The organism is Amphritea sp. HPY, assembly GCF_050870985.1.
GTDB lineage: Bacteria > Pseudomonadota > Gammaproteobacteria > Pseudomonadales > Balneatricaceae > Amphritea.
This window is the reverse complement of record NZ_CP194015.1, coordinates 3781965-3798452: the sequence shown is the minus strand read 5'-3', so window position 1 is coordinate 3798452 and position 16488 is coordinate 3781965. Positions and strand designations below refer to the sequence as shown.

The following is a 16488-nucleotide window of genomic DNA, read 5'->3' as shown; positions in this document are numbered from 1 at the left end:
GCTTGCTTTGCGTTCTAGCGGCTGTTCTTTTTCATTTCCTCATACCACTGATCATGGTGTTGCTTCGCCCATGCTTCGTCGACGTAGCCGGTCTTCATCCCTTCCAGCGCGCCTTCTGTACCGGCGGTGCCGATATAGATATGGCCAAAAGAGGCTGCTATCAACAGCAACGATGCGCCGCCATGAATCAGGTTAGCCAGCTGCATTGTCTCGCGGTATTGGCCAAAGTTCGGGAAGTCCATCACCAAACCACTGGCGCAAACCACCAGACCCGCAAGCGTCAGCACCCAGAACCAGGCTTTCTCGCCACCGTTCATATACCCGGCACTTGGGTGAGCCTTACCCACCATGCCGCCGCCCTGCAGGAACCAGATCAGATCGGTGCGGTTGAAGAAGTTATGTTTCATCCACTTCACAATCATCAGCAACAGGCCCAGCACAAACAGCGGTCCCAGATAATTATGGGCCAGCTTGCACAATGTGGCGTAGTTGCCCCAGAGTGAAGCGCCTAAAGCGTCGCGGAGAAAGAACTTGCCGTACAGCAGGCTAAGCCCCGAAATCGCCAGTACGATAAACAAGGTTGCGACAGTCCAGTGCATGGCCCGGTCGAAGCGTTTCCAGCGTTCAATCGTGTTGCCGGTACGCGCTGAGTCGAGCTTATTCTGACCGACCAGCAGATAGAAGATCAGCAGCGCAGCGAGAGTACCGCCCAGTGCGTAAGCCCCGGCAGGCGTGACCCACTGGTTACGCCACTGGCGCCATTCCTCGCCCTGGACATTGATCAGCTGACCCGCTTCTCTTGCCTGGGACTGGGTACGGCCGCTTTCTCCTCCACTGATAGCCTCCCAGTATGCAGTGCTGGCAAAGCCAGCTACTTTGGCTTCAGAAGGCGTTGCCGCCTGCGTCAGGCCTGAAAATGCCAGCGCCAACAGCAGCGATAACACCGGAATGATATGAAATGGCAATTTAGCTGTTCGCCATTTATAAGGAATCATAGATCCCCCTCAGAATCAGGCCGCCGGATCGCTCCGGCGGCGTTAAGGGTTAAGGTGTTCAGACTTTTTGCTGGGTTGCGTCGTAAGCCAGGTCTGCTTCCGGCTGAGGTTCAGCTTGATTCTGTGCCCAGGCACCATCGTTGTGACCGCGGTAGATTACCCGTTCACGGAAGATGTCAGACACTTCACTTGCATCACCAGCCAGCAGGGCCTTGGTCGAGCACATTTCGGCACAGAGTGGCAGTTTGCCTTCGGCGATACGGTTGGAACCGTATTTAGCTTTCTCTTCCGAACTGTTGTCCTCTTCCGGGCCACCGGCACAGAAAGTACATTTGTCCATCTTGCCGCGCTCACCAAAAGCGGCATCGCTCGGGAACTGCGGCGCACCAAACGGACAGGCGAACAAGCAGTAACCGCAACCGATACAACCGTCTTTATTGTGCAGTACGATGCCATCTTCGGTCTGATAGAAAACATCCGTCGGACAAACCGCCATACAAGGCGCGTCTGAACAGTGCATACAAGCCACTGAAATCGAGGTTTCGCCGGGATCGCCATCGTTGATGGTAACAACGCGACGGCGCTGGATGCCCCATTCAACTTCGTTTTCGTTCTTACAGGCCGTGACGCAACCGTTGCACTCGATGCAGCGCTTGGAGTCACAGAGGAATTTCATTCTAGCCATAATCTGTTACCCCTTATGCGTTAGCTTTGTTGATACGACACAAGGTAACTTTCGTTTCCTGCATCTGAGTGACCGGGTCATAACCGTAGGTTGTCGCTGTGTTAGCCGCTTCACCGGTAACGTAAGGCGCTGCTCCGGCCGGGTATTTATCGGTCAGATCCTTACCCTGGAACTGGCCGCCGAAGTGGAACGGCATAAAGACAACGCCTTCATCGACGCGACGGGTAACCAGCGCTTTAACGCGGACCTTGCCGCCTTCGGCGCCCTCGACCCAGACATCGTCGCCATCTCTGAAGCCCAGGTTATTGGCATCAACCGGGTTCACTTCAACAAACATCTCCTGTTGCAGTTCGGCCAGCCAGGGGTTGGAACGGGTCTCTTCGCCGCCACCTTCAAACTCCACCAGACGGCCGGAGGTCAGGATGATCGGGTACTCTTGAGACAGGTCTTTGTCCTGAATCGACTTGTACATAGTCGGCAGGCGATACAGGGACTCGGAATCGTTCCAGGTAGGGTACTTACTCACCAGGTCACGACGCGGGGTGTACAGCGGCTCGCGGTGCAGTGGTACTTTATCCGGGAAGGTCCAGACCACGGCGCGGGCTTTAGCGTTGCCGAAAGGTGAGCAGCCATGTTTGATCGCAACCCGCTGAATACCGCCGGACAGGTCAGTTTTCCAGTTTTTACCTTCTGCAAGGGCTTTCTCTTCTGCGGTAAGGTCGTTCCACCAACCCAGCTTTTTCAGCAGCTTATCGCTGAATTCCGGATAACCATCTTTGATGTCGGAACCTTTGCCGAAGGAGTTTTCAGCCAGCAGATTGACGCCATCACGTTCAACACCGAAGCGGGCACGGAAGGTTAAGCCGCCTTCGGCTACAGGCTTGCTGGTATCGTACAGAATCGGCGTACCAGGATGGCCCTGTTCCGCAGTACCCCAGCAAGGCCACGGCATGCCGTAGTATTCGCCGGAGATCGGGCCGCCTTCGCCTTTCAACGTATCGTAGTTGAAGGTGTGCCAGTTTTGCTGGTGCAATTTCAGACGCTCAGGGCTCTGGCCGGTATAGCCGATGGTCCACATACCTTTGTTAAATTCGCGGGTAATGTCTTCGATCAGCGGCTGCCCATTTTTGATCTCGATATTCTTGAACAGCTGCTCGCTGAAGCCTAGTTTTTTCGACAGCAGGAGCATGATCTCGTGATCTGGCTTAGATTCAAACAACGGCTCGATGACCTGGTCACGCCATTGCAGAGAGCGGTTAGACGCAGTCACGGAACCGTAAGTTTCAAACTGAGTACAGGCCGGGATCAGGTAAACGCCATCTTTACGATCCGACATTACGGCAGCATGGGTTGGATACGGGTCGACGATTACCAGCGTATCGAGTTTCTCGATCGCTTTCTTCATCTCGGTGCCACGGGTCTGGGAGTTCACCGCGTGCCCCCAGCAGACCATCACCCGCAGATTGTCGTTCTGATCGATCTGCGCTTTATCTTCCAGTACGCCGTCGATCCAGCGTGATACTGGTATACCTTTGTTATTAATCGGTTTCAGCTTGCGATGAACCTTCTGGTCGAAACGGTTCTGCACCCAGTCAAAGTCCAGCCCCCATACCTTGGACCAGTGCTTCCAGGCGCCGTCCGAGAGACCATAGTAGCCCGGCAGAGTGTGCGACAGGATGCCCAGGTCGGTAGCGCCCTGAACGTTGTCGTGGCCACGGAAAATGTTAGTACCGCCACCGGAGGTGCCCATATTACCCAGCGCCAGCATCAGGATGCAGTAAGCACGGGTGTTGTTATTTCCGGTGGTGTGCTGGGTGCCACCCATACACCAGATAACGGTGCCCGGACGGTTTTCCGCCAGCTCTTTAGCTGCGCGGCGCATCTGGCTGCCCGGAACGCCGGTAACGTTTTCAACTTCTTCCGGCGTCCAGTTTTTAACTTCTTCGCGAACTTCATCCAGGCCATATACGCGCTGCTGGATGAACTGTTTGTCTTCCCAGCCATTTTCAAAGATATGCCACAGCAGACCCCAGACAAAGGCGACGTCGGAGCCCGGACGGATGCGGATATACTCGTTGGCGTGAGCTGCAGTACGGGTGAAGCGTGGATCAACACAGATGATGTGCGCCTTGTTGCGCTCTTTGGCCCGCAGGATATGCTGCATTGCAACCGGGTGTGCTTCCGCCGGATTAGAGCCGATCAGGATAATCGATTTGGAGAAATGGATATCGTTGAACGAGTTGGTCATCGCACCATAGCCCCAGGTATTGGCTACCCCGGCAACAGTGGTGGAGTGACAGATTCGGGCCTGATGGTCGACGTTATTGGTACCCCAGAGGGCGGCGTATTTACGGAACAGATAGGCCTGCTCATTGCTGAACTTGGCAGAGCCGAGCCAGTAAACAGAATCCGGGCCTGATTCTTTACGAACCTGCAGCATCTTATCGCCGACTTCATCGATCGCCTGGTCCCAGGACAGCTTCTTCCACTGGCCGTCAACCAGCTTCATCGGGTACTTCAGGCGGCGGTCGCCATGGCCATGTTCACGCAGTGCTGCACCTTTGGCACAATGGGCGCCGGCATTGAACGGGTGGTCAAAAGCGGGTTCCTGGCCGGTCCAGATACCGTTCTGTACTTCCGCGTAGACACCACAACCAACTGAGCAGTGCGAGCAGATGGTTCGCTTAATTTCCGTTGGCGCACCGGTTGGTACAGTTGCAGCTTCAGCCTGTTGCATCATGCCCGGTGCCATCATACCGGCAGTGGCTACACCACCGGCAGCAATACCTGAATTCTGCAGAAAACGGCGCCGGCTCAGGCCTAAACCTGATGCGCTTGATGCCGCGGGCTGATCAGACTTTTTTGTTAGTCTCATGTCCTTAAATCCTCACCTTTTTATCTGTGCGCGGTTATCAGTTACGTCAATGCTGATCGTAATGGCACAAGCACATTGACTGTTTTTATCTGATATATCCGGAACAGAATTGAAGTTGTAGATTGGTCAGACTTTGTTGTTAGTCTCATGTCCTTAAATCCTCAACTTTTAATCTGTTTATCTGTGCGCGTTATCAGTTACGTAACGTTTCGTAGTAACTACGAACATGTTCAGTTTTCTGGTAACCGGAACTTTCCTGTTTCTCACCGGATTCAGCAGTGGTGACTTTTGCCTGAACTGTACCGGCAACGGCAGCAGCTCCGACGGCAGTACCTGCCAGACCTAGTGTTTTCAGGAACCCGCGGCGCCCTGTGTCAGGCTTCTTTTGCTGGCTCATTGTTTATCTCCGCTCTATAAGTCACTTACCGGGTAAGCGTCCTGTTTTTATTGTTGTCCGCCCTCAAGTGCGGCAGGGGATAGCTGCAGGAACCAGTTATCCTCCTGTTGCATAAAAGCGGCGCCTAACAGGCCAGCGGCGGTGTAAAACACCGCGTTTTCCGCATTTTGCAAATCGGTAAAAAATCGGTTGCTCCAACTCTGCAGATGTTGCTGCCAGAACCGGTGCTGTATCTCATAGCCCCGACCATTGCTGATCAGCAGGCTCATCACCTCACACAAGGCCGCGATATGATCTTCCGGCTCTTTCACATCAGGCTGGCGCTCGAAGCCCAGCAAACTGAGGTCTTCACGCAGCAGAACCAGAGGTTTCTCCATCAGCGAACCGGTCAGATACCAGCAGGCAAATGGCATCAGCTCACCACGGCCTACGCCAATAAACAGGTGCTGGTATTCATCATCCAGTTGCTGTGGCCGGCTATGTTTTGCAGCCAGGGCCAGAGTGCTCCAGGCACGGGCCATGGGGGTGTCTTCATCCTGGTCCGGTTCCAGTCCGGACAACCACTGCAACAAGTCTCCCTGGGGTGGCTGACGTAACAACGTAGCTAACAGGGCGTAAATATCGGCGCGTAGCTGATCGGTTTCCTGCAGGGCAGGGGCAGCGTTAATCATATTCATCATGTCTGACTCCTGTTCCTACAGTTCAAGTTGTTTTTCGGACATTGCCGCGTCAGGTCGATTACCTGTAAGGGCAGGAATAGCATTGATCGTATTCATCGTGTCACTCTCCTTTATCCTTACAGTTCTAATTGCTTTTCAGGGTGCTGTGTCAGGTCTGCATAGATGTCCGTAACCCGGCAGTCTTCACACATTTTCAGGCGATTGATCGCCGGGCCTTCAAACAAGCGATGCCCACTCAGCTTTTCAATCATTTTTTCTACTGTGCTGCGCGGCGCAAAAGGTTTGCTGCAGGTGATACAGGCAAAGGCTTCATCGGTATGGATTTCAACCGTCTGCTTGCGCGTGTCAGTCAGTAGTAAACGTGATTCCAGCTGGATCGCATTTTCCGGACAGGCGCGTTCGCACAGATTGCACTGCACACAGCTCTGTTCGGTAAAATTAAGCGCCGGCTTTTCTCCTCCACTGGTCAGGGATTGGGTAGGACAGACCGCTACACAGGACAAGCAAAGTGTGCAACTTGACTGATCAACGGTAACCAGACCGAAAGGAGAGCCCGCCGGCAGGGTGAGGTAATCGGCTAATGGCTGTGGTGCATGGGTAATAAGGTGGTTTAAAGCGCTATACAGGCGGTCTCTTTTGTTTTCAGTTGAGGCTGCTGGCTGAGCTTCTATCTGCTGCCCGGCGTATTGCTGATTGAGTGCCGCTACCAGGTTTTGTGAAAGCTCTGCCTGCTGCAGCAGATTAATCCGTGAGGCGCCATATCCCAGGCCGCTGAGTATGGTTCGGGTCAGCTCTATTTCACGCTGCAGAAGACTGCGCATTGATTCGGGTACCGCCGGCGTATCCAGCAGAATAATGTGGCTGGCGCCGCCTGCCAGCGCGGTAAGCCAGATATCCTGGCCGGCAGCTGCAAGCTCTTCCAGCTCCACCGGAATCAGGTTGCCTGGCAGTTGCGGGAGAACCTGGTTTACGATCTCGCGGCCCTGCTCGTGGTCATGCAACAGAATAGCTGGCTGTTTGCCGCCTGCCTGTTGATAACTCTCCAGCAGCTGCAGGATATAGTTTTGCATCCGTACCGGTTGCGGCAGCGCGTAGCTGATCGCACCGGTCGGACAGGCAGTCGTACAGCCGCCAGCACCATGGCAGATATGCGGATCGATATCGATCAGGTCACGGATTGAAGTGATCGCATCGGCGGGGCAAACATCGAGGCAGCGGGTGCAGCCGGTCTGACCTCTGCTGGAGTGTGCGCACAGATCCTGATTAACCTGAAAGTAGCGCGGCTTTTCAAACTCGCCAATATATTCAGGTAGCTGTTGAATCACTTCACTCAGCTTATCGGCGTCTGGAGAGATGTGGAAATAACCCGCCGGTGCCAGCTCGCTGGTAAACAAAGGTTCTTTGCCAAGGTTCAGGATCAGATCGAAGGTAGCGCGATTCTGGGCCATTTTAGCAAGCTCGACTGTTTGCTCCTGATGCCTGATGGTGACCTGAAACTGGCCAAGGAAGCCCTTGACTGCTTCTACCTTCGCCTGATAAGCAAGTAACGTAGGTGCTGCTGTAAGTGCCGCTTCAATATGGGCATTATCGGTGTTCTGAATAGCTTCGGTACAGAGCAGGGTGATACTGGCCATACCTTGTTGTTGATTAGATTGTTGATTAGAGCCTAGCTGGTCAGCGGCAAGGCGAATCATATCCTCCGATCCTGTGATCAGAAGATGGCCCTGGGTGCTGAAGCTCACCGTCGGCGGTGCCAGGTTGTGTGGCGGCATTACTCGCGCTTGTGCCGTCTGCCGTGCCTGGAAATTCAGGCTTTGCTCGTTAGTCATCTGTTACCTCACCAGACCGCTGGCAGCATGTGCAACCTTTCTCGGTTACCGGTCAGTCCGTTTTTGGCGTATACGGCTGCCTGTTATGCATGTTGTCAGTGGTAGCGACCGGCACTCACCCGAACCGGTCGTAATTACTATTTAAAGAAAGCAAAAGCGGAACCAGAAAAATCTGAAAAGAACGCCTTAGGGTGGGTATTGATCAGGGCGTTCTGTTACGCGTTGCTTTGTTGTGGGACAAATTGTCTGCCTGTCCCCGGGCGGGTGTGTCAATTCGGCGCGCTAGCCTTCCAGGTCGGCATCGCCCAATGGGTCCTCTTCGTAGATCTCCGCAGCCGCTGTGCTGAGTTCAGCCGATTCCAGCGCGCTGTTTTGTTTCAACGGATCAGTAATCTTTTCGGTGTTCTCTGCGGGCCTCTCTTGAGAGCTTTTTTCAGAACTTTCTTTAGCGCTTTCTTCAGAGTTGGCGCCAGTCATTTCGTTAACGACCTGTTCCTGTTTGTCCTGCAGCCAGCTACGCATTCTGGCTACCACCTCTTGCGACAGCGCGGGCATCTTGCTGAAGTCTTCGTCGTAGTCATTTAATCCATCGACAATGTTGAATTGAGGCAGGTTGAATAGTTTGCGCAGAGCCAGGTTACGCAGTTCATCGCTGACGCCGGATGAGAGAAACTGACTGTAATCAGACTCTTCACTGAGGCTTTCAATAGCTGGCATGTCGGCATCGGTCAGTGGTATTGGTTCGTCGTTGTCAGAATTCTTGTCTGGAAGGCTGTCCGAATTGCCAGCAGTAGCAGAAATCTCGTTAGTCATTTCAACTGAGATCGGTGCTACCGCTTGCGGCTCCTGTTCTGGCGGGCTTTTATACTTTGCTTCGGCCTCTTCATTAGCCGCAGAGGGTTGCTCCGCTTTCCGGCGTGACCAGCGGGAAAGAAAGGTTTCATCGTTCACTGCTACGCCCCTTGCCTCGTTTTTTCTTTTTCTTGCCTTCGTCGATCAGCTCACCGTGGATTCCCAGATAACTATCGATCCAGCACTGCACCGCGGCGGGCATCGGTGTTTCCAGCATCTGGTGTTCACCGTCCATGAAGGACGCGGCCTCATCCTGGCTGGCGGTCATATGCATCGGAATTAATTCACTGCTCGCTTCATCTTCGTCACAGAGCAGAAACAGGTGTGGTGACGTTGCGTTCAGGTTGAAGCGGTAGGCGGTGCGCTCATCTTTATGCAGTTCCAGGGTCAGATCGGTATAGCCATCACCTTTTGCTGCGTCGGGGCATAGGTCGCGGATGCTCCAGCGTTCGGTTTCCCAACCGCGTGTCAGTACAGTCTCGTGCTGCAGGCTAACCTGCATGGGCCAACGATCAGTGCTTTTGCTGGCGGTCATAATCTGACTCCCTGTTATTTTTCTGCTGACAAAGTGGTTAATTGAAGTTCTCTTTAAAGGCTTGCTTTAAAGGGGCTGATTAATAGACATAGCAAAGGGCGGGCCAGTCTCCTGTTTTTGGGACAAGAAGAAGGATGAGAGGGGGCTTGGAGGAGGATTGGTAACTTATAGCCCGGTCTTGACGGTGAACAGGATGGTAAAAAAGGGACATATTTGTATTGGGGTGGGACATTTTGTCCTGTCTGTTTGCGGAGCACGCCGGGGAAAAGCAACCAATCCATGCCGATTGCGGTGAAATCTGGAGAGAGGAACGGAAATTGCACATCAGACATTAATCGATAAAAGTCAGAGTGAATGCCAATGAATACTGAAAGTGCACAGCCGTTGCTAAGTCAGGCGATGGCAGAGTTAACTGAGTCGGTAAGAGTTATCGACGAAAAAGGCGAGAGCCGGATAGTTCAGATCGCCTGCGAGCGGCCGCTTACTATTTATCTGAATAAGCGTGAGATTGTTACCCTGATGACGCTGGGGGGCGATCCTGAAGCGCTGGTGCTGGGTTATCTGCGTAATCAGGGATTTATCCGTCGTCTGGATGAGGTGCTGGCGATTCAGGTTGACTGGGAGGTTGAGTCTGCAGCAGTGGTGACCGACGGCGAGCCAGAAGGGCTGGAGGAGAAACTGCAGCAGCGTACTGTGACCTCGGGCTGTGGGCAGGGCACTATGTTTGGCAGCTTAATGGATAAGCTGGCTGAGGTCTCTTTGGCGAAGGCTGAAGTAAAACAGAGTACCGTCTATGGCTTACTGCACAATCTTAACCTGCATAATGAAACTTATAAAAATGCCGGTGGCGTGCACGGTTGTGCTATTTGCGAAGATGACCAGGTGATCGCCTTTGTCGAAGATGTTGGGCGGCATAATGCGGTGGATACTTTAGCCGGCAGGATGTGGCTGGATGGGATCAGCGAAGCGAATAAGACGTTCTATACCACCGGACGACTGACCTCAGAGATGGTGATAAAAGTGGCGCAGATGGGGATCCCGGTGCTGCTGTCCCGTTCCGGCGTGACGCAGATGGGGCTGGGGTTGGCCCGTGAACTGGGAATAACGATGCTGGCCCGGGCTAAAGGCAAACACTTTCTGGTATTCAGTGGCGAAGATACGCTGGAGCTGGATGCCGTACCGCAAAATAAGACGCTAGAAAAGACGCCAGAAAGGACGCAGCAGAAAAACAGAGCAGTGGATGCTATTTCATGAGTGATATGCCAGCGGTGTTTATGAATGTCCGTCAAGTGACGGAGTATCTGAATCTGAATGAGAAAAAGATCTATGCCATGGCAGCTGAAGGGCAGATTCCTGCCACGAAGCTGACTGGCAAATGGTTATTTCCCAAAGCGCTGGTGGATCGCTGGTTACTTGAAAGTTGTCATGGCGGATTAATGACCGACCGCCTGATTCTGGGCGGCAGCGATGATCCCCTGCTGCAAGCGGTGGCAATCCGCCTGACTCATAAGCTAAGAACTAAGGCGCTGTTTGGTTATACAGTGACCGGCACTAAGCTGGGGTTGGAACTGCTGGCTAAAGGGCATGCCGATGCCTGCGCTATCCATTGGGGGCGGATGGAAGAAAGTGAGGTGCGACACCCAGCTTTGTTACAGCAATATTCTGAGTCCCGAAACTGGATTCTGGTGCATCTTTTTTGCCGCAGCCAGGGGCTGGTTGTGCGTAGTCAGGATCAATACCGGCTGGAAGATCCGCATCAGGCGCTTGATTACCGGACCCGCTGGGTGGTGCGTCAGGAAGGTGCCGGAGCTCAGCGTTTTCTGAAAGAGTGGTTAGTGGGCCATGCCCGGCCTTATGAGCAGCTGACAGTGAGTAATACTGTTTTCTCTGAGCGTGAGCTGGCGTCCGTGATCGCCAAAGGGGAAGCGGATATAGGACCGGGCACCTTGAGCGCGGCGAAGGAGTTTGGTCTGGGGTTTATTCCTGTGTGCGAAGAGAGCTTCGATCTGGTGGTGCCGCGCAATGTCTATTTTCGTCGCTTGCTGCAGCAGCTGTTTGAGTTCCTGCAGAGCCCTGATGGCGTTATGCTGGCGCAAAACCTGCAGGGCTATGATCTGAGCAGGAGTGGTCGGCTGGTGTGGAGTGCCGATGGCGAATAAAGTTTGTTATATGTCTTTGATCGGCCTTTGATCAGTCGTTGACTCAGTTGTGAACAGTGGCGCGGCGATTGGTTCTGTCAGCTGCTGCCAGTCCGTCGAGAATACCTTCCAGTTCGTCGTCTGTGGATATGTTGGCCTGTTGCAGCAGGTAGACTGAAAAGACGGTGCCTTCACCGAGTCTGGAGGATACTTTGATATCGCCGCCATGGCGTCGGATAATGCCGTAGCTCACCGAAAGGCCCAGGCCTGTGCCGCTTTCCTTGGTGGTGAAGAAAGGATCGAAGATATGCTTCAAATTATCTTCGCTGATCCCTTTACCTCGATCTTTAATTTGTATTACAACACCTTTTATTTCACCCGCCTCCAGCCAGTTAGCAGTGTGTAGCTGGACTTTGCCAGGGCCTGTCAGGGCGTGGGATGCATTGATAATCAGGTTGACCAGTACCTGTTGCAGCTGCTGGTAGTTCACTTCGGTCGGGCAGCTGGCAGTAAAGTTCTTTTCGATGGTGACCTGCTGTTTCTCCAGCGCATGGGACACCAGCAGCAGGGTATCTTCTATCAGCGGATTGATCTGATGGCTTTCATAACTGTCGACGTAGTGATCAGGGCGGCTGTACTGGAGCAGGTTGTTAATCAGTGAGCGGATGCGATAAACCTGGCGGATTATCATATCGACCTCTTCCCGGGCCGGTTCTACGGCCTCCCCCAGCTCTGCTACAAGTAGGTCTATGTTGCCCAGTATGACGGCGGCGGGGTTATTTATTTCATGTGCAATGCCTGCGGTCAGCTCACCTAATACTGCCAGTTTTTCATTATCTAACAGTTTTTTACGGGTGCTTTTCAGCAGGCGGATATGCTGTTTCAGGGCCTCTGTTCTGTTACGCAGTGAGTGGGTACGTTTTTCTACAGTGAGTTCCAGCTGGTCCCGGGCCTGGAGTATCTCCTGTTCCCTGCTCTCCAGCAGGTCCAGCATAGCGTCGAACTGTCGTGCCAGATCAACCAGTTCGTCTGAGGTGTCGAGTTGCCCGATACGGGGTTGGATTGAGCCATCATCACGCACCGAAGTAACCACTGAATGAATTCGTGCCAGCGGGCTCAGCAACAGGCGGGTGTGGATAAGTATGACAAAGCCGGATACCAGCATGATCAGTCCGATCAGGCTGGCTGATTCGAACAGGGTCTTATAGTAGATCTTGCTGAACGGTGCTTCGGTAAAGCCGGTGTAGATCATACCGATCCGTTTACCGTTCAGGTCTGAAAGAGGCTGGTAGGCTGAGATATACCAATCGTTGACCACAAAGGCCCGGTCGATCCACTTCAGTCCCTGGCGCATAACGTGTTTGTGAACTTCTGCAGAAACCCGGGTACCGATCGCCCGTTCCTGTAGCGACATATCTTTATTACTTTCGACGTTCTGTTTTTGCGGTACGTTAGTACTGATACGAACGTCATCCAGAAACAGTGTTACTGTGCCAATGCCGCCTTTGGGCAGGGTGCCCGGGCCATAGACCAGATCCCGAATGGTATCGACAGCGTCGGTAGTATTGTTGAGAATGCTACCGGAATCGAGAATTCCAATCAACTCACCGAACTCATCTTTAACCGGAACCAGCGACCTGAGTACCATCGCTTTGTCTTCCAATGCGCGATCACTGGGGATCGCCCGTAGCGTTGCGGTTAATGGGATCTGGGCCTGTTTTTCCAGATCGGCGCTGATTCTATCCAGCATCTGTGAATCCAGTACAGTCAGGCCTTTAAGCTGTTCGCCCTGATACAGGCGCGGTAGTAGCGATGCTAAGGACGGGTCCTTAATGTCAGCGATCAGATCGGTTGGCAGAAAGCGCAGGAAGTCCAGTCCACGACTGTTGCGGATTTCCAGCACCTGTACCTGGATAGAACGTTGATCACCCAGTTGCAGATTAGTGCGAAACTCATAGCTACCAGCCAGCTGATTCAGGGTGTTGAGCTGTTCCTGCTGCATTATATCCAGTGTGCCCTGCGCAACGGCAAGGTCTGCGCTGACCTTCATATAGAGCTGGCGGTCGGTATAGCTGCTGGCCCAGTAAGCAGCCATGATGATAAAGCCGATAGCAGTGAGAATCAGGGGCAGCAGGGTCAGCAGTAACAGTTTATTGCGTAATGAACTGTTAATTTTGTGCCACAGGGCTGACATCACAGGCTTGGCTCACACTCAGCGGGCGCTGCAGCTGCAGCCCAGCTCGACAGCTTACGGTCGAGCGTTTTGCGTGACACGCCAAGATCCCGGGCGGCGGATGACTTATTGCCCTTATGCTGCTCCAGCGTCAGCAGAATATGATGCTTTTCTACCGCCTCCATCGACCAGCCAGCAAAGCTGCCGCCGGTTTTTGCTTCATCAGCGCTTTGCTCGCGGAAATACTCGGCAGGCAACTTGCCCAGCAGAATGCAGCGTTCAATCAGGTTTTTCAGCTCCCGGATGTTGCCCGGCCAATGGTAATGCTGCATCTCTTTCAGGTCGTCGTGGCTAAAAGGGATCGCGGGCAGGCTGAGTTCCCGGGCCAGCTTGTTTGAAAAGTGGTGAATCAGTTCGGGGATATCTTCGCGGCGGTCCCGCAGTGGCGGTAGCGTGATGCTCAATACATTCAGGCGGTAATACAGATCTTCGCGGAAGCGGCCTGCTGCGACCTCCTCCTTTAGCTGCCGGTTAGTGGCGGCGATGATCCGTACGTCGATGCTGATCTCCTGCTCGCTGCCGACCGGTCGTACCGCTTTTTGCTCCAGTGCTCTTAATAGCTTAGCCTGCATCAAAAGCGGCATCTCACCAACCTCATCGAGAAACAGGGTGCCGCCATTGGCAAAGTTGAACAGGCCATCACGGGCCCTGGTTGCACCGGTGAATGAGCCTTTAGTGTGACCAAACAGCTCGGCTTCCAGCAGGTCCGGAGAGATAGCGCCGCAGTTAATCGGCACGAAAGCGCCGCGACGGGTACTGAACTGATGCAGCATCCGCGCCGCCAGTTCTTTGCCGGTACCCGATTCGCCTTCAATCATTACCGCAGATGGGGTCGGGGCAACCCGGTGGATGACTTCCTGAACCTGATGAATTGCCGGACTGTTACCGATCATACTGGTGGTCGGAAATGTATTCTCGACCTCCCGCTGCAGGACAAAGTTAGTCCGGGCCATGGCGCGCCGCTCAAGACAGCGATCAACTGCGTTCATCATCTGCTCCAGCCGGAAAGGCTTGAGGATAAAGTCGCTGGCACCGGCCCGCAACGCCTGAATGGCGGTTTCAAGGTCGGCGTAGGCGGTCATAAAGATAACATCGCTGCTGCGTTCAGTTTGCTGCAGGGCTTCGTGCCATTCCATGCCGGAGCGGCCGGGCAGTTTGATATCGACAATCAGCAGATCAAAGTGACAACGCTTGCGTAACTCTTCAGCCTCTTCAACACTGCCGGCGGTTTCCACCAGGGCAAATTTTTTCTTCAGAGCCTTATTCAGGAAACTACACATTCCCGGTTCGTCATCGACAACCAGAACCGAAACGGCCATCGGGTTGGAAGCGGGTTTATTTGAATCCATTTTCATTTAAGTCTCTTTGTATGACCTCAACGGAGAGGGTTGAGGTTAAAAATAATGTAGGCAGGGACAAATTGTCCCGCCGCAAGCGCTGGTTGGTCATTATGACCCATAAGTCCGGTTTTGCGGATACAACTATTGTCTTGGTTGTTCTGGATCAATCTCTGGAAGAAAAACTGCAGTGACAGCAGAGGCCTTGTGATACGGGAGGGTAAGCAGGCTGCGGCCTACAGTTTTTGGTGTCTCAGGAGGTTGGCACTTAAATTGCTCTAAAGGCTGTAGCCAAATAAAAAATGAGCAACAGCAACTTTCGAGCGCAATAACAATGAAAAAATGGATCTCATCACTGTTGTCCGCAGTGCTATTTATCTGCCTGCCATTCTCTGCGCTGGCAGAACAAAATATTATCCGACTGGCAACGACGACCAGCACCTACAATTCTGGTCTGTTGGATAAATTGTTACCGGTATTTGAACAAAAGTTTGGCAGCAAAGTGCATGTGATTGCGGTTGGTACCGGCAAAGCGCTGCGTATGGGACGGGATGGTGATGTCGATCTGGTTATGACCCATGCTCCGGCTGCTGAAAAAGCATTTATCGATCAGGGCCATGGGGTCGAGCCTAAAAGTGTCATGTACAACGATTTTGTGCTGGTCGGGCCAGGCTCCGATCCTGCTGCAATCAAAGGTGGGTCTGATGTTGCTGAGGCATTACGAGGAATTGCCGACAGTAAGGCGCAGTTTATCTCTCGCGGAGATGATTCCGGTACCCATAAGAAAGAGTTAAAACTGTGGCAGGTGGCTGGATCAGAGCCTGGTTTTGATGGCTATAAAGAGATCGGTCAGGGCATGGGTAAAGTGCTGCAGGTCTCAGATGAGTTGCAAAGCTATACGATGACCGATCGTGGTACCTGGCTGGCTTATCAGGAGCGTTTACAGCTTGAGTTGATGGTCGCTGGTGATAAGCGCTTGTTTAATCCTTATCAGGTGATTCTGGTTAACCCGGAACGTTATAAAGGGCTGAATAGTGAAGGCGCAAGGGCGCTGGCACAGTGGCTGGTCTCTGTTGAAGGTCAGCGCATAATCAATAATTTCCGAATTAATGGTGAGGTGCTGTTCCATGGCTCAGCGCAACAGACCGTGACAACAAACTAATGGCGCTGATCAACGAGTTCAGGCTTTTTGGAAGCAACTGGTGATGGATACAGGATTGCTCGCCACCTGTATGGCTGCACTGGAGTTATTGTTCAGCGGTGATGCCGAGCTGTGGAACATTATCTGGGTCTCTTTCCGGGTTTCGATCACAGCCATACTGTTGTCTGTCGTGCCGTCCATTGCGGTGGGTTTTCTGCTGGCGATGATCGATTTTCCCGGACGCTGGTTGGTTATCGCGCTGTTTAATGCCCTGATGGCTATTCCCACGGTGGTTGTCGGCCTGACCTTGTACCTGTTGCTGTCGCGCAGTGGTCCCTTTGGTGAACTGCACCTGTTATTCAGTCAGCCTGCCATGGTGATCGGTCAGGTGTTGCTCTGTGTGCCGGTGCTGGTGTGTATGAGCCACTCCGCTTTCCAGGGGCTCGATCGACGGGCCTGGGAAACCGCGCGGACCTTAGGTGCGCACTGCAGCCGTGCCGCAATTACGATGGTTTGCGAGGCTAGGTTTGCATTGCTGGTGGCAGTGTTAGCAGGCTTCAGCCGGATAATCTCTGAAGTCGGCTGTTCGATGATGGTTGGCGGTAATATTCTCGGCTACACCCGTAATATCCCAACAGCGATTGCGCTGGAAACCAGTAAAGGGGAATTTGCGCAGGGCGTGGCATTAGGCTTGGTTCTGCTATTGCTGGCATTGGTTTTGAATTTCACCCTGGCCTCGGTGCGGGGCAAAGGTCAGCTGGTTTGAAGGTTTGGTATTACTGCTACTACTG

The 16488-nt window shown here is 53.2% G+C and carries 15 protein-coding genes; 5 read left to right on the top strand and 10 right to left on the bottom strand.

The window, feature by feature from the left end; genetic code table 11:
* Window positions 1–14 precede the first annotated feature (14 nt).
* From ACQUQM_RS16845 to ACQUQM_RS16810, 8 genes are all read right to left on the bottom strand, one after another.
* On the bottom strand, window positions 15–995 hold the full coding sequence (locus ACQUQM_RS16845; RefSeq protein ID WP_432471039.1) for a formate dehydrogenase subunit gamma: 981 nt from the start codon (window positions 993–995) through the stop codon (window positions 15–17).
* Between the two features lie 58 nt (window positions 996–1053).
* Window positions 1054–1680 (bottom strand): formate dehydrogenase FDH3 subunit beta, encoded by a 627-nt coding sequence (gene fdh3B / locus ACQUQM_RS16840; protein ID WP_432471038.1) that lies wholly within the window; start codon window positions 1678–1680, stop codon window positions 1054–1056.
* Between the two features lie 13 nt (window positions 1681–1693).
* Window positions 1694–4555, bottom strand: a complete 2862-nt coding sequence (locus ACQUQM_RS16835) for a formate dehydrogenase subunit alpha (RefSeq protein ID WP_432471037.1) — start codon at window positions 4553–4555, stop codon at window positions 1694–1696.
* Between the two features lie 193 nt (window positions 4556–4748).
* Window positions 4749–4952, bottom strand: coding sequence for a twin-arginine translocation signal domain-containing protein (locus ACQUQM_RS16830; RefSeq protein WP_432471036.1), 204 nt, complete (start codon window positions 4950–4952; stop codon window positions 4749–4751).
* Between the two features lie 47 nt (window positions 4953–4999).
* Window positions 5000–5632, bottom strand: coding sequence for a TorD/DmsD family molecular chaperone (locus ACQUQM_RS16825; RefSeq protein WP_432471035.1), 633 nt, complete (start codon window positions 5630–5632; stop codon window positions 5000–5002).
* A gap of 116 nt (window positions 5633–5748) precedes the next feature.
* Window positions 5749–7461, bottom strand: a complete 1713-nt coding sequence (locus tag ACQUQM_RS16820) for a 4Fe-4S binding protein (protein WP_432471034.1) — start codon at window positions 7459–7461, stop codon at window positions 5749–5751.
* A 282-nt stretch (window positions 7462–7743) separates the two neighbouring features.
* A complete protein-coding gene (locus tag ACQUQM_RS16815) occupies window positions 7744–8412 on the bottom strand; it encodes a DUF3306 domain-containing protein (protein ID WP_432471033.1) in 669 nt (222 codons plus the stop codon).
* Window positions 8402–8848, bottom strand: a complete 447-nt coding sequence (locus tag ACQUQM_RS16810; RefSeq protein WP_432471032.1) for a DUF3305 domain-containing protein — start codon at window positions 8846–8848, stop codon at window positions 8402–8404. Before ACQUQM_RS16810 ends, ACQUQM_RS16815 begins: the two co-directional genes overlap by 11 nt.
* Before the next feature lie 360 nt (window positions 8849–9208).
* On the opposite strand from ACQUQM_RS16810, the gene ACQUQM_RS16805 reads away from it, so the two are divergent.
* Window positions 9209–10102 carry a formate dehydrogenase accessory sulfurtransferase FdhD gene (locus ACQUQM_RS16805; RefSeq protein WP_432471031.1) on the top strand — a complete coding sequence of 298 codons (894 nt, stop codon included), beginning with the start codon at window positions 9209–9211 and terminating at the stop codon, window positions 10100–10102.
* Complete coding sequence (locus ACQUQM_RS16800) at window positions 10099–11007, top strand: substrate-binding domain-containing protein (protein ID WP_432471030.1); 909 nt, start codon at window positions 10099–10101, stop codon at window positions 11005–11007. Before ACQUQM_RS16805 ends, ACQUQM_RS16800 begins: the two co-directional genes overlap by 4 nt.
* 43 nt (window positions 11008–11050) lie before the next feature.
* On the opposite strand, the gene ACQUQM_RS16795 is transcribed toward ACQUQM_RS16800, so the two are convergent.
* Together ACQUQM_RS16795 and ACQUQM_RS16790 are read right to left on the bottom strand one after the other, a co-directional pair.
* Entirely contained in the window at window positions 11051–13180 is a 2130-nt protein-coding gene (locus ACQUQM_RS16795) for a sensor histidine kinase (RefSeq protein ID WP_432471029.1), read from the bottom strand.
* Entirely contained in the window at window positions 13180–14574 is a 1395-nt protein-coding gene (locus tag ACQUQM_RS16790) for a sigma-54-dependent transcriptional regulator (RefSeq protein WP_432471028.1), read from the bottom strand. Before ACQUQM_RS16790 ends, ACQUQM_RS16795 begins: the two co-directional genes overlap by 1 nt.
* Window positions 14575–14588: 14 nt before the next feature.
* Between ACQUQM_RS16790 and ACQUQM_RS16785 the strand changes: the two genes are divergently transcribed.
* The 3 genes from ACQUQM_RS16785 to ACQUQM_RS16775 all read left to right on the top strand — a co-directional run bounded on the left by ACQUQM_RS16785 (window position 14589) and on the right by ACQUQM_RS16775 (window position 16463).
* The gene (locus ACQUQM_RS16785; RefSeq protein ID WP_432471027.1) at window positions 14589–14750 is read left to right on the top strand and encodes a hypothetical protein; all 162 of its coding nucleotides are present in this window, start codon (window positions 14589–14591) and stop codon (window positions 14748–14750) included.
* 140 nt (window positions 14751–14890) lie between these two features.
* Window positions 14891–15718 carry a substrate-binding domain-containing protein gene (locus tag ACQUQM_RS16780; protein WP_432471026.1) on the top strand — a complete coding sequence of 276 codons (828 nt, stop codon included), beginning with the start codon at window positions 14891–14893 and terminating at the stop codon, window positions 15716–15718.
* A 43-nt stretch (window positions 15719–15761) separates the two neighbouring features.
* Window positions 15762–16463 (top strand): ABC transporter permease, encoded by a 702-nt coding sequence (locus ACQUQM_RS16775; RefSeq protein WP_432471025.1) that lies wholly within the window; start codon window positions 15762–15764, stop codon window positions 16461–16463.
* The last annotated feature ends 25 nt before the right edge of the window (window positions 16464–16488 follow it).

What these genes read in the sequence shown, in the direction of transcription:
- ACQUQM_RS16820 (WP_432471034.1), bottom strand. Translation starts at nt 7,461, where the DNA reads ATGACTAACGAGCAAAGCCTGAATTTCCAGGCACGGCAGACGGCACAA.
- ACQUQM_RS16780 (WP_432471026.1), top strand. Translation starts at nt 14,891, where the DNA reads ATGAAAAAATGGATCTCATCACTGTTGTCCGCAGTGCTATTTATCTGC.
- ACQUQM_RS16825 (WP_432471035.1), bottom strand. Translation starts at nt 5,632, where the DNA reads ATGATGAATATGATTAACGCTGCCCCTGCCCTGCAGGAAACCGATCAG.
- ACQUQM_RS16775 (WP_432471025.1), top strand. Translation starts at nt 15,762, where the DNA reads ATGGATACAGGATTGCTCGCCACCTGTATGGCTGCACTGGAGTTATTG.
- ACQUQM_RS16845 (WP_432471039.1), bottom strand. Translation starts at nt 995, where the DNA reads ATGATTCCTTATAAATGGCGAACAGCTAAATTGCCATTTCATATCATT.
- ACQUQM_RS16795 (WP_432471029.1), bottom strand. Translation starts at nt 13,180, where the DNA reads ATGTCAGCCCTGTGGCACAAAATTAACAGTTCATTACGCAATAAACTG.
- fdh3B (WP_432471038.1), bottom strand. Translation starts at nt 1,680, where the DNA reads ATGGCTAGAATGAAATTCCTCTGTGACTCCAAGCGCTGCATCGAGTGC.
- ACQUQM_RS16805 (WP_432471031.1), top strand. Translation starts at nt 9,209, where the DNA reads ATGAATACTGAAAGTGCACAGCCGTTGCTAAGTCAGGCGATGGCAGAG.
- ACQUQM_RS16830 (WP_432471036.1), bottom strand. Translation starts at nt 4,952, where the DNA reads ATGAGCCAGCAAAAGAAGCCTGACACAGGGCGCCGCGGGTTCCTGAAA.
- ACQUQM_RS16785 (WP_432471027.1), top strand. Translation starts at nt 14,589, where the DNA reads ATGACCTCAACGGAGAGGGTTGAGGTTAAAAATAATGTAGGCAGGGAC.
- ACQUQM_RS16800 (WP_432471030.1), top strand. Translation starts at nt 10,099, where the DNA reads ATGAGTGATATGCCAGCGGTGTTTATGAATGTCCGTCAAGTGACGGAG.
- ACQUQM_RS16810 (WP_432471032.1), bottom strand. Translation starts at nt 8,848, where the DNA reads ATGACCGCCAGCAAAAGCACTGATCGTTGGCCCATGCAGGTTAGCCTG.
- ACQUQM_RS16835 (WP_432471037.1), bottom strand. Translation starts at nt 4,555, where the DNA reads ATGAGACTAACAAAAAAGTCTGATCAGCCCGCGGCATCAAGCGCATCA.
- ACQUQM_RS16790 (WP_432471028.1), bottom strand. Translation starts at nt 14,574, where the DNA reads ATGAAAATGGATTCAAATAAACCCGCTTCCAACCCGATGGCCGTTTCG.